This window comes from Methylomusa anaerophila (genome assembly GCF_003966895.1).
Lineage (GTDB): Bacteria > Bacillota > Negativicutes > Sporomusales > Sporomusaceae > Methylomusa > Methylomusa anaerophila.
Window position 1 is genome coordinate 1,000,120 of record NZ_AP018449.1, and the last position, 12,645, is coordinate 1,012,764.

General features: G+C 49.5%; 11 protein-coding genes. 1 reads left to right on the top strand and 10 read right to left on the bottom strand.

Annotated elements, in window-relative coordinates; genetic code table 11:
- Window positions 1-484: 484 nt before the first annotated feature.
- The 6 genes from hemB to mrdA all read right to left on the bottom strand — a co-directional run bounded on the left by hemB (window position 485) and on the right by mrdA (window position 7,996).
- Window positions 485-1,459 (bottom strand): porphobilinogen synthase, encoded by a 975-nt coding sequence (gene hemB / locus MAMMFC1_RS04460; protein WP_126306836.1) that lies wholly within the window; start codon window positions 1,457-1,459, stop codon window positions 485-487.
- A 20-nt stretch (window positions 1,460-1,479) separates the two neighbouring features.
- On the bottom strand, window positions 1,480-3,000 hold the full coding sequence (gene cobA, locus MAMMFC1_RS04465; RefSeq protein ID WP_416338602.1) for a uroporphyrinogen-III C-methyltransferase: 1,521 nt from the start codon (window positions 2,998-3,000) through the stop codon (window positions 1,480-1,482).
- A 186-nt stretch (window positions 3,001-3,186) separates the two neighbouring features.
- The gene (gene hemC / locus MAMMFC1_RS04470) at window positions 3,187-4,125 is read right to left on the bottom strand and encodes a hydroxymethylbilane synthase (RefSeq protein ID WP_126306840.1); all 939 of its coding nucleotides are present in this window, start codon (window positions 4,123-4,125) and stop codon (window positions 3,187-3,189) included.
- A complete protein-coding gene (gene hemA / locus MAMMFC1_RS04475) occupies window positions 4,085-5,452 on the bottom strand; it encodes a glutamyl-tRNA reductase (protein ID WP_126306842.1) in 1,368 nt (455 codons plus the stop codon). The genes hemC and hemA overlap by 41 nt, the downstream gene beginning before the upstream one ends.
- Complete coding sequence (locus MAMMFC1_RS04480; protein WP_232035660.1) at window positions 5,421-6,050, bottom strand: precorrin-2 dehydrogenase/sirohydrochlorin ferrochelatase family protein; 630 nt, start codon at window positions 6,048-6,050, stop codon at window positions 5,421-5,423. Before MAMMFC1_RS04480 ends, hemA begins: the two co-directional genes overlap by 32 nt.
- A gap of 131 nt (window positions 6,051-6,181) precedes the next feature.
- A complete protein-coding gene (gene mrdA, locus MAMMFC1_RS04485) occupies window positions 6,182-7,996 on the bottom strand; it encodes a penicillin-binding protein 2 (protein WP_126306846.1) in 1,815 nt (604 codons plus the stop codon).
- 547 nt (window positions 7,997-8,543) lie between these two features.
- Here mrdA and MAMMFC1_RS04490 point away from each other — a divergent pair.
- On the top strand, window positions 8,544-9,041 hold the full coding sequence (locus MAMMFC1_RS04490; protein WP_126306848.1) for a hypothetical protein: 498 nt from the start codon (window positions 8,544-8,546) through the stop codon (window positions 9,039-9,041).
- Between the two features lie 234 nt (window positions 9,042-9,275).
- Here MAMMFC1_RS04490 and MAMMFC1_RS04495 read toward each other — a convergent pair whose 3' ends face one another.
- From MAMMFC1_RS04495 to MAMMFC1_RS04510, 4 genes are all read right to left on the bottom strand, one after another.
- A complete protein-coding gene (locus MAMMFC1_RS04495; RefSeq protein ID WP_232035782.1) occupies window positions 9,276-10,640 on the bottom strand; it encodes an LCP family glycopolymer transferase in 1,365 nt (454 codons plus the stop codon).
- 190 nt (window positions 10,641-10,830) lie between these two features.
- Window positions 10,831-11,040: a copper ion binding protein gene (locus MAMMFC1_RS04500; RefSeq protein WP_126306852.1), complete on the bottom strand. Its 210-nt coding sequence runs from the start codon at window positions 11,038-11,040 to the stop codon at window positions 10,831-10,833.
- A 17-nt stretch (window positions 11,041-11,057) separates the two neighbouring features.
- Window positions 11,058-11,357 (bottom strand): MTH1187 family thiamine-binding protein, encoded by a 300-nt coding sequence (locus MAMMFC1_RS04505; protein ID WP_126306854.1) that lies wholly within the window; start codon window positions 11,355-11,357, stop codon window positions 11,058-11,060.
- A gap of 183 nt (window positions 11,358-11,540) precedes the next feature.
- Window positions 11,541-12,614 (bottom strand): glycosyl hydrolase family 18 protein, encoded by a 1,074-nt coding sequence (locus tag MAMMFC1_RS04510; protein WP_126306856.1) that lies wholly within the window; start codon window positions 12,612-12,614, stop codon window positions 11,541-11,543.
- Window positions 12,615-12,645: the final 31 nt, after the last annotated feature.

Here is a 12,645-nt window from a genome sequence, read left to right on the forward strand (position 1 = left end):
TATAAAACTTATTTGCCTGATAGTAAGCCTGAATCCCAACAGACTGACATAGTTCTACCAAAGCGCCGCGACGCGGACCGCAGGTTACGCGAGCCATTCAGCCCGCTCCATCTTAATGAGTAATAAACTTGTATCTTCTTAGTTTATCAACCGCCACGAACTGCTTAAAATCCGTTAGATCCCAGGCGCAACGAGAACCGAGGTTGCGCAAGCTATTAGCACTCCTCCATCTTAATGAGTAATAAACTTGTATCCTCTTAGTTTATCAATCGCCACGAACTGCTTAGAAATCGTTAGATACCGTTGCATATGAAAAAAACTTATTGCAACAAGTTTGCTAATTACGGTTCTACTATCATAGTCAGACCGTCTAGGCACGACGAGGACCGGAACGGAAGCGTACTGGTTGTACGCTGAAGTGAGGACCACAGGAGTAACGACGCAGATGACGGTTTATAAGCAGTTCCCCCTTAAGGTGAACAAATTATCTCTTAAGCCAGCGGGCGGCTTCAAGGGCATGATAAGTAATAATGATGTCGGCGCCAGCCCGTTTTATTCCCAAAAGGGTTTCCATAACTACCCGTTCTTCGTCAATCAGCCCTTGCAGAGCGGCGGCTTTTACCATGGCGTATTCCCCGCTCACATTGTAAGCTGCTACCGGCACGGTGAACTCGTCCTTTACCTGACGGATGATATCAAGATAGGCCAGGGCCGGTTTGACAATAATAATATCCGCTCCCTCTTCCAGATCAAGGCTGGCCTCCTGCAGCGCTTCGCGGGCATTGGCCGGGTCCATCTGGTAAGTGCGGCGGTCGCCGAACTGAGGAGCGGAATTCACTGCCTCCCGGAAAGGGCCGTAATAGCCGGAAGCATATTTCACGGAATAAGACATGATGGCTATATCGGTATAATCATTCTCGTCCAGCATATGGCGAATAGCCCGAACCCTTCCGTCCATCATGTCGGAAGGAGCCACCATGTCGGCGCCGGCCTTGGCATGGCTGAGGGCAACCTGGGCTAGCGGCGGCAAACTCATATCATTGTCAATTTTATTATTTCTGAGCAGACCGCAGTGACCATGATCAGTATACTGGCACAGACAGACATCGGTGATGACAACAAATTCCGGCAAGGCGGCTTTTATCAGCCGGACAGCCTGCTGCACCGGGCTGCTTAAATCCCAGGCGCTGGTGCCTTGATCGTCCTTATATTCCGGCATGCCAAACACCAAGATGGCCGGAATGCCCAGATCATAGGCTTCTTTAGCCCCTTCGACCGCCATATCCGGCGACAAATGATAGTTTCCGGGCAGGGCTTTAATCTCATTCTTTATGTTTTTCCCCGGTACGACAAACAAAGGAAAAACCAGATTCTCCCGCGTCAGCACCGTTTCCCGCACCATGGCGCGAATGCCGTCCGAAGCCCGCAGGCGCCTCGGACGGTATATGAGATCGGTCATGCTAACACCTCCTATACTAGTTAAGAATTACTTACCTCATTAAGATACAGCCCTTTAATCGACTCCACCAGTCCTTTAATAGTGTATTCCTCGGCAATAACAGCAGGTTTAATATCATGGGCCAGGCAGGTCTCGGCGGTGATGGGCCCGATGCAGGCTGTTTTGGTTTTGCCGAGTAGTGACGGGCCTGCCGGTCCCAACAGACCTAACAGGTTGGTGACTGTGGAAGAACTGGTAAATGTAACCAGGTCAATTTCCCCGGCAGCCAATTTCCCCGCCAATTCCTGGCCGTCAGTGTCACCGGCAACTGTACGGTAAGCAGGTACAACATCCACCGTTGCGCCCGTTGCTTTCAGTTTCTCCGGCAGTATGTCCCGGGCAACTGCAGCCCGCGGGATAAGTATCCTGGTACCGGCGGCAATCACCGGCTGAAGAACTTCGATGATGCCCTCGGCCCGGAATTCACCGGGAATGACATCAGCGGTAATGCCATGCTCCCTGAGTCTGGCGCCGGTTTGGATCCCGATAGCGGCAATTTTACATCCGCCCAATACCCTGGCGTCCAGTTTGGCAACGCTCAGACGCTGAAAGAAATATTCAACCCCATTGGCACTGGTGAATATCAGCCACTGATAGTCGGCCAGTTGTCCAATGGCTTTATCCAAAGCTGCAAAACTTTCCGGCGGTACAATTTTTATTGCCGGCGCTTCGATGCAATCAGCCCCCAGCATGGCAAGCTCAGCCGTCAGCAGGCTGGCTTGTTCCCTGGCCCGGGTAACCAGTACTTTTTTGCCGAACAATGGCTTGGTGTCAAACCAGGCCAGTTGCTCCCGCAGCGCCACCACATGACCAACGATGAAAATCGCCGGCGGTTTTAAGCCCGCTTTGGCTACATCTTCGGCAGCCTTGCCGACAGTGGTGACAAGTACCGACTGTTCAGGTTTGGTACCCCAGCGGATTACAGCCGCGGGCGTATCGGCAGAACGCCCGTGATCCATAAGCTGACTAGTAATATGGGACAGGTTTTCCACTCCCATTAGAAATACCAAGGTGTCTACCGCAGTCGCCAGTTTACTCCATTGAATGGTGGACTCCGGCTTTGCCGGATCTTCATGGCCGGTGATTACGGCGAAAGAAGTGGCTATCCCTCTGTGAGTAACCGGGATACCGGCATAAGCAGGCACAGCAACGGCCGAGGTAATACCCGGAACGATCTCAAAGGGAACCCCGTTTTCCTTCAATTTCAACGCTTCTTCGCCGCCCCGTCCGAATACAAAGGGATCGCCCCCTTTGAGACGAACCACGGTTTTGTTCTCTTGGGCCTTATCGACCAAAAGCTGGTTGATGTCCTCCTGCCGCATGGTATGATCGCTGGCGGCTTTGCCGACATAAATCAACTCAGCGTCAGGCCGGGCCTGGTTAATAAGCTTATTGTCAGCCAAGCGGTCATATACGATAGTATCGGCCTGTCGTATGTATTCCAAAGCTTTTACACTGATGAGACCGTAGTCACCGGGACCGGCTCCCACCAGATAGACCATTCCAACACCCAAAATTATTTCCCCCATAACCATATTTTACTTAAGTAATGGATTGTCACGAACTGCTTAGAAATCGTTAGATGCTAGGCACGACGAGGACCGGAACGGAAGCGTACTGGTTGTACGCTGGAGTGAGGACCACAGGAGTAACGACGCAGATGACGGTTTATAAGCAGTTCCCCCTCTTTAAGTTGACTGGAAAAGTTTGTCCAGTATCTCCCGACCGCCAGCGGCAAGCATTCTCCGCGCAAGGGTACAACCCAGAGCTGCCGCTTCCCGGCTTGGCCCGGTAATGGAATCTGCTACCCCCTCTTTGCCGTCAAGGGAAAGAATGACGGCTTTTAGCCTTACTTCGTTGCCGGACGGCAAGACAATGCCATATACTCCAATCGGTACCTGGCAGCCGCCTTCCACTTCTTTAAGAAATGCTCTCTCCGCCGCTACCGCCAAACGAGTGGGCGGGTGATTCAAAAACTCCAGCATGGCCATGGTTTCCTGATCATCTTTCCGGGCTTCAATAGCCAATGCGCCTTGGCCGACCGCCGGCAGGCAATCATCCATGGACAAAATCTCCGTGATCTGTTCCGACCAGCCCAGGCGATTGAGTCCGGCAACAGCCAGCACGATAGCGTCCAGGTTTTCAGTGGTCAGTTTCCTTAAACGGGTATCCAGATTGCCTCGTAAATCAATTATGGTTAAATCAGGCCGTTTTTTCAAGAGCTGCGCCTTGCGCCTCAGGCTTGACGTGCCGACCCTGGCCCCGGCCGGCAGATTGGCCAGGGTTTTATAACGCGGACTGATCAAGGCATCCCCCGGATCAACCCGTTCGGTAATTGCCGCCAAAATAAGTCCTGCCGGCAACTCGGTAGGCATGTCCTTCAGGCTATGGACGGCAAGATCAATCCCGCCGCTCAGCATAGCGTTCTCCAGTTCTTTGGTGAACAGACCTTTGCCGCCAATCTTGGCAAGGGGCACATCCAATATTTTATCCCCTGTTGTCACCATATTTTTAAGTTCTATCACCACTTCGGGACAGCATTCCCGCAGGCAATCGGCCACATGACGGGCCTGCCACAAAGCCAGCTTACTGCCGCGCGTACCGATGACAAGCTTTTTCTTTGTCAAGACTTACTCCCTCTCCTCTATGGTCCTCAAGCATGTCCATATCTCTGGCAACGTTGAGAGTGCTGTCAAGCTTAAAGAGCTTACGAATTGCGTCTAGGTAGTACTGTTCCTTATCTGTTCCGGCCGCCTCGTTCATACGGATAATCGGGTCGCGCAAGAGTTTGCGGACAATCATTTTGGCCATGTTTTCAATGACCCGCTTTTCGTCAAAAGTAATATCAGGCAGCTTGGTCAACGCTCGCTTCATCTCCCGCCGGCGGATTGCTTCCCCCTTGTCGGTTAATCGGGCCAGCGTCGGGCGATAAGACAAGTAGCGAAACTTTTGCACGAGTTCTGCCATTTCTTCGTCAATAATGGCTTCGGCTGCCCGAGCCTCTTGTTCCCTGCTTTTCAGGTTGGATTCCACCACCGCTTCCAGATCGTCAATATTATATAAAGTGGAACCGGCAATAGCCGCCACTTCCGGCTCCACATCCCGGGGAACGGCGATATCTATAAAAATGATCGGGCGTCCCCGCCGCTTCGGCATAAGATGCGCCACGTCCCAGGCACTAATAATGTAGTGGGGTGCGCCGGTGGAGGTAACCACGATATCCGCCTCAACGGCACATTTCATAAAATCTTCAAAAGGGACCGCCACCCCATTGAAGTTCGCCGCCAGTCTTGCCGCCCGGTCAAAATTCCGGTTGGAAACGAATACGGTTTTTACGCCGCTGGCTACCAGGTACCTGGCGGTGAGTTCACTCATTTCCCCTGCGCCCAGGATTAGTATGTTGGATGCCGATAAATCACCGAAGGCTTTCTTCGCCAGTTCCACCGCGGCGTAGCTTACCGAAACGGCATTATAGGCAATACGGGTAGCGGTGCGAACTTTTTTCCCCACGGCTATGGCCTTGTTGAAAAGGGTATTAAGCACGGTACTGGTGGTTCCGACCCCGCGGGCAATTGCATAGGCTTTCTTAACTTGGCTCAGGATTTGCCCTTCCCCCATAACCAAAGAATCCAGACTGGCGCTTACCCGGAACAGGTGCCGAATACACTCGTCTTCCTGGTAGTAAAACAAATAATCGTATTCAGTCACCGCCAGCACCCCCGGAGCCATACGATCCAAAAACTCCTGCATCACCGGCAGGGCGTCATCGGCGTCTTCAACAACGGCGTACATTTCCGTACGGTTGCATGTGGACAGGATCACACATTCCCGGATGTCGTCATATTCGTGCAAGTGTTTTAATGCCGTCTTAACCTGCTCTTCGGAAAAAGAAAAACATTCCCGTATTTCCACCGGCGCCGTCCTATGGTTTAATCCCAGTACTACTAACTGCATTTTGTATTCTCTCCTCAGCTTCATCCATCTTGCCCAAGCGGAGCAAAGTCAGTACATTTTCATCAAAAGTGTCCCGCCAGAATTGTTCCCGGTCTTGGGATGTAGGCAGTTGCTCTTTCATCTCCCGCCGCACTTTGGCGACAATTTCCAGATATCTGCCATATTCCGGTCCATAACGGCCGCCAAGTTCTTCCTTAAGTCGCCGGGCCATGGCCGGACTCTTACCGGCGGTGGAAACAGTAAGCATGAGATCACCCCGGGTTATGGCCGAAGGCACATGAAAATCCGACAGGCCAGGATTGTCCGCCACATTGACCAGTGAACCACCCTCGCGGGCTTCCTTCGCAGCCTGGCTGTTTACAGCCGGATCACCGGTCGCACAGATAACAACGAAACAGTTTTGCACATCCCCTGCTGTATACTCCCTGGCTATCCAGGTAATATGCCCCGCCCGCGCCAAGCCGGCGAGTTTCTCTGTCAGCGCCGGACTTACAACCGTAACTTTCGCGCCTGCTGCCAATAGGGACAATGTCTTCCGTTCAGCCACATTCCCCCCGCCGATAACGGCGCAGCAGCGTCCTTGAAGTTTCACATTCATGGGATAGTATGACATCTCTTCACGTCCGCATACAGAATTTACGTATTTCCCGTATATTTCTCCGTATATTTCCCGTAGATATTATTTTATCATATTTTCGCCCTTGAGTGGAAATTTTCCTTTAAGTTTTTTTAATCCGTCTTCGGTTGAGGCGGCAAGGGTTGTTCTTGCAAGCCGAAATAGGCTTCCAATATGTGGCGGGCAACTGGCGCCGCCGCCATGGATCCTTCGCCGCCCTCGTCAATCAAAACAGCTACCGCAATTTCCGGATTTTCATAGGGGGCATAACAGGCAAACCAGGAGTGGGTCGTCCCTTTTCCGGTTTCTGCCGATCCGGTCTTACCGGCCACTGCCCGGGGAAAGCCGGTAAAGACCGCAGCGGCAGTCCCTTTTTCAATTACAGCCCGCATACCTTGGCGAACTGTGTCCCAAACCTCGGGACGGAGATAAACTGTCCTGGCGATTTCCGGCTGATAAGCCTGAATTACATTTCCCTCAGGCGTTATTGTTTTGTCAACAAGCAGCGGCCGGTGGATCACGCCGCCGGTGGCTACCGCCATCGCCAATAACGCCTGCTGCAAAGGGGTTACAAGATAATACCCCTGGCCGATGGCGGCGATCAGTGTTTCTCCCGGATACCACTCCTCGCCATAGTTAGCCCTTTTCCACTCGATTGAGGGCACTACTCCCGCTTCCTCACCTGCCAATTGAATGCCGGTAGGGTTGCCGAGTCCGAAGGTTAATGCGTAAGCCGCCAGATTGTCGGCGCCCAGGCGTCTGCCCAGTTCATAGAAGAGCGGATCGCTGGACCAGGCTATCCCGTCCACTATGTTCAGCCGCCCCAGCCCCGTGGTCTCCCACCCATAGAAACTCCAGCCGTTTAATACATATACGCCTTTGTCTTCAAATATTTCTTCCCGGCTGGTTAGCCCCATATTCAGCGCTGCCGAAGCCGTCACAATTTTAAACACCGATCCCGGGGGATAGGTACTTTGAATAACCCGGTTCGTGAGAGGATTATTAGGGTTGGTTATAATTTTCTCCCAGTTACTGTTGCTAATCCCCACCGCAAATACATTAGGATCAAAGGAAGGATTACTGGCCATGGCCAGCACCCCCCCGGTCCGCACATCAAGGACCACCACCGCTCCTCCCTTGGCCGGCTCCCCCATTTTCCCGCTTGCCGCTACTTGTGCCGCCAAGGCTTCCTCGGCAGCCTTCTGTAAATTAACATCAAGAGTAAGAACAATCGCATTTCCCGGAATCGAAGGTTTATCCTCCAAAGCTCCCACTTCTTCGCCGGAAGCGTTGATCTCCACCCGCCGTCCGCCGTTCTTGCCTCGCAGTGTTTTTTCCCACTCTCGTTCCAGTCCGTCCTTACCGACAAGATCATTAGGGTGGTACCCCATATTTTTCCCTTGGTCATACTCTTCTTCGCTGATCACACCCACGAACCCGCATAAATGGGCCGCCAGTTCTTTGTAAACGTAATGCCTTACCGGCACAGCTTCGATGATAACACCGGGGAGATACCGCTTGCGTTCCTCCACCCTGGCTATAGCCACCTGGTCTACGTCCCGTTTAAGGCGAAGCGGCGTGTAGGGAAATTTTTCCCCTTGCCGAATCATTGTCTCAATTTTTTCCGTTGTGATGCCAATAATGCCGGCAAGCAGCGGTGTCTCCTGCTCAGGGCTGGTATACTCGGCCGGAATGATTGATATAGCAAAACTGGGGCGGTTGGTCACCAAAACTGTCCCATTCCGGTCATATATTGTCCCGCGGGGCGCCTGCGTGACAACTTGCCGCACACGGTTTTCCTCGGCAATTTTCTTATACTGAGCTCCCTGGACCAGTTGCAGCCAGCCCAGACGCACAACCAGCAGCACAATAACCCCAAGCACAATATATGTCATGATCTGCATACGGCGCAATCTTTCGTCCCACATGAGATCAGCTCCTTTCAATAGGCTGCTGGTCTTTAGTATCTCAAAAAAAGCCTGAAAAAATAGCGGCTCCCTTACGGAATCCACTATTTTGTGACCAAATAGACATTACTGCCATGAATTATGTGAGTCAGATGAATGTCCTAAATCACCGAAAAACTCAATGTTGAAACTGATTGTGTACAATATCAGGCGGCACTTTTTCAGCCGTTTTTGAACGTCCCCTAGCTCAAAGCAGTCTTTATTTGTTTTACTTGTAGATTTAGGATATCATTAAGCCATCTGGGAACAGTGTGGCTGGTTATAATGTTCAGTGAAAATCTAATTTAAAAATTTTTATTTATTATCTATTAAGTGAATAATGGAATGCTACGATATAATAATCAGTAATGTGTAATGATTTGCAACAAATAGTCAATTCTTAAATTTAAGCATAGTTGATGATAAATAATCAACACTATTTACACCATGATTATCATAGAAATTAATAAGAAAACTCCTTATATAATAGAGCACTAAAAGTTCAAGAAATAAGGGAGTGTGTATTCAAATGAGTGGTTTAACGTCTTTACCTCAAAGTGCTAATAGTGCGCTAGGGAATGTAAAAGGAAATTCTCGAATTCTGGAAGCCGAAATACGGGCGGATGCAAGTCGCGGGGTGGTAATTCAAAGAAAATTGGATAACTTGGAAAAACTAAAACAACAAGAAGAAACGGCAATGAATTATTTAACAGATGCAGTAAATAAAGATGCGGAAAATACGAAGAATTTCCTGGATTCTGCAAAGGAAACAATGGACAAAATTGATGAGGAAGTTAAAAAGGGAGAAGAAAAAACAGCTGAAAATACGGGTACTGAAACCCAAACTAACGCCGCATCTCAAAACGATCAAGACAGTGATGAAAACAGCAGTGCGGCCAGCGTAGCTGGAAATATTGTTGACGTTGTTATTCCCTCAACAGTAATACAGAGCAACTTGTCTGCCATTAAGACTAACGACACGCCCCTAAATACTACTGAAACCGGTCAGATCAAAATATCAGTTTAAAATAATACTTATCGGTTATAATAATCCGAATTTTACAAAATTATTTTTTTATTGTATTCTTAGTCAATTAAAAATCCTTTTTTGTATATTTAAATTTTATATTATGAATATCTGAATATAAAATAAGACTTGGCTTATGCCAAGTCTTTCAGAGCGTAAACAAAACCCGCTTTCAAGCCGTAAGGCAAGGAAGCGGGTCTTGTCTACCCTAAACGTATAGATGACTGGGAAATTTTACTGCCCTAAATAGTCTTTGCCGATAATGACTGTAAGCTGATTGGCTTTATCCGGCTCTTTGTTCACCTGCAGCACATAACGGAAAGGCAAGCCGGTAAGTTTTCCTGTAACTGCACTGTCATCGCTATTGGCGATAACAACGGTATTCTTATTTGTCGAACTCATACCAACAACGCTTGCCACTTCAAACCCCCGGCTGCGAAGCGTACCGGCAACTTTATTGCCGGCATCAGGGGAGCCGCTGGCGTTAACTACACTGACCTTCAACTTGCCGACCGGTTGTTCGGGAGTACTTGGTTTGTCAGTTGGTTTAGGTTTGTCCGGAGTATTGGGAGCGGATACCGCCTGTTTATCCGGTTCTTTGCCTGTATCTTTATCGCTCTTTTTATCAGGCTGGGTATTGCCGGCTGTAGGATTCTTCTTTAGTTTGACCGGAGCTTCAACAACTTTCATTTCCTGGGGTATGGATTTTTCATACAAACCGGCCAGAGACCGGGCATCAGCCAGCAGCTTGCTGTCAATCGGCATACCTTCTATACTGGCCACATATTTTCGCAGTTCGACCACATCCGGCAGCCAGTAGCTTACATCCTTGATGTAGGCCGGTTTGCCGGGAACCATTTCGGTCTCAAGTCCCGCTTTGGCCGCATTATTTACCAGCTTAGCCAGGCCCAGCATTTCGCTGGTAGTCAGGTCCGATTTGACGGCGTTACTGACTTCCCGGATAATGGCCGGCAGTCTGGGCAAGATAAACGGACTGGCGGCTTCTTTTAACATAGCCTTCATAAATTTTTGCTGGCGTTCAATGCGACCGATATCACCGTCACCGTCACGATAACGTACATACTGAATGGCTGTACGCCCATCCATTTTTTGAACCCCGGGTTTAAGGTCGATCACCAGCTTGTCATAAGGGTCTTGATAATACATTCGTTTTTCCACATCCATGGTTATGCCGCCGATGGCATCAACAATTTTATAAAAGCCGGCAAAATTTATCGTGACGTAATAATCGATCGGAATTCCCAGTAAATCCTCGACGGCGCGCTGCGACAGCTTGACACCGCCCTCAGCGTAGGCATGGTTTATTTTATCCCAGCCGTATCCGGGTATGCGGACTCTGGTATCCCGCGGCACAGAAAGAAGTGATACCTGTTTGGTTGAAGTATCGACTGTCACCACGAACATGGTGTCGGACCTGCCCGCATCATTACTCCGTTCGTCAACCCCCAAAACCAGGATATTTACTTTTTGGGGCGAAATGGAAGTGTTTACTCCGGCATGCCGGGTTTTCTCAAATGTTCCGCCACTGAACCAATAGTAGGATGCGCCGGCGACTGATATAAAAAGCAGCAAACACATAAACCCCGACAAAAATCGGTTTTTATGTCTACTACTACGCTGTGCGGCTAACCGCTTTTCGAGGCGTGATTCCATATGAACCACCCTTTCCGCTTTAGATATAATAAATCAAGCCCCCCTATTTGCATGGGGGGCTTGCGTTAAGTATAACAAAAAGTGGATTGCAGCGTCAAGACTTTTCTTTCTAAGGCTACGGCAGCGGCGTATAGCCCTCTTCTTCAATTGCGGCCTTGATCTTAGTCAGCGAAGTCCGGTTAGAATCAAACTCGGCGGTAAGCGTTTTGGCTGCTAAGTCCACTTCAGCCTGGGTAACTCCCGGCAATGCGCGCACCGCTTTTTCCACTGCGTTTTTGCAGTGACCGCAGCTCATTCCTTCTACAGGAATTACTATTTTTTCCATGTTGACTCCTCCACTCCTCAAATTTTCGCCATAACTGATTGAATCTTGCCGTCCATAGTCAATTCCTTATCCCGGCGGTCATCAATCCGGATAGTTGTTGATACCCTTTGCGCACCGGCGCCAAACGGCGCTTCATGCATGCGGCGGATTATTGCCAAAACCTTGTCCAAATCTCCCTCAATGATGGTAGACATTGGCGTCAGCTGGTATTTAATGTCTTTTTCCCCTGCCAAAATCTTGTGGCAACTGGCCACATATTGACTGATACTTGGCGATCCGGTACCGAGGGGTACAATGGTAACTTCTATGACAGCCATATAGAATCCTCCTTCCACTTTTGCTATTATAACCAGTATTCTTTTTCAAAAGAAAAAAACCTGCCGCTGTTGACGCCGATATGAGGCGCCAACAGCGGCATAATTTAATTATGTCACATAAAGCAGTAAGCAGTTCGCGGCATTTGTAAAGCTAAGCACTTATATATTGCCGCATTACGCCCTCTATTGCTGTTTAGGAAATTTTTGGTCAATCAGCTTCCAGATTTCCGGTTGTTCCTGACCTAAACGCCAGACGGCAATACCGGCGGGATTATATTTGGCGATGACATCAAGTTTGACCGACGTGCTTTTGTCATTCTCAAACCACACCTCATGGTCGTCATATTTGAAATGAGGCGATTGGGACTGGTCATCCCACATTATTTTGGCGCCTTTCTTGTCGGCAAGCACAATGGCGTCAGCATATTTAATTGTTTCGCCCTTTTTATCCACCCAGTCGTAGCCGTAACCGCCGATCCCGACAATAACCTTATGCGGTCCGCCGCATTTGTCGATGGCATACTGAATATTTTTTTCGTACCAGTCAATTGGCGCAATTGGGCCGGCTTCGGAAGTTTCCCAATGGTGGTCATAGGTCATAATTTGGAGAAAATCCGCATTCTGGGCTAACTGGGGATAATCATAAGCGCCTGACACGTCCTCAGCCACATCAACTTGCGGGAAAACGGAGATTATCAGCGTCTTATTGGCGGCTTTCATCTTAGGATACAGTTCGGCCATGAAGGCCGTTAAATTGTCTTTATGTTTAGGCGGCAACAGTTCAAAGTCGATATTGATACCTTCGTATTGCTTTTCTTTAGCCAGTTTGACAATATTGTCCGTGACCTTGGTGCGAATGGCGGGGTCGCCCAGAATGGAATCAGTGGAACCGGTTTTATTTGTTACCAAAGGAAACAATTTTAGCCCGAGCTGACGTGCGGTATCCAACACGAGCTGGCTATCCCTGGCTTCCAATTCCCCATCTTGTTTTGCTCTGTACCAAAAGGGGCCGACTGCCGTCATGCTTTTGGCAAAAGTCTTCATGCTCGGGAATGATCCGGTCTTATCCGGCGTACCAGGCCATGGGTTTTCATAGTAGCCAATAACCATTCGCGGCGGCATGGCAAACTTTCCCGGGGCTCCGGGTTTAGGAGCAGGTTTGGTGGTACAACCGCCGGCTAAAGCCGCAAACGCAAATACCAAAAGCATAATTAAAGCCAATACTTTGTAACGAACAGTGAGACGCAAGGCTGTCACCCTTTCTAATCTTTTTTTGCATGTTCACATC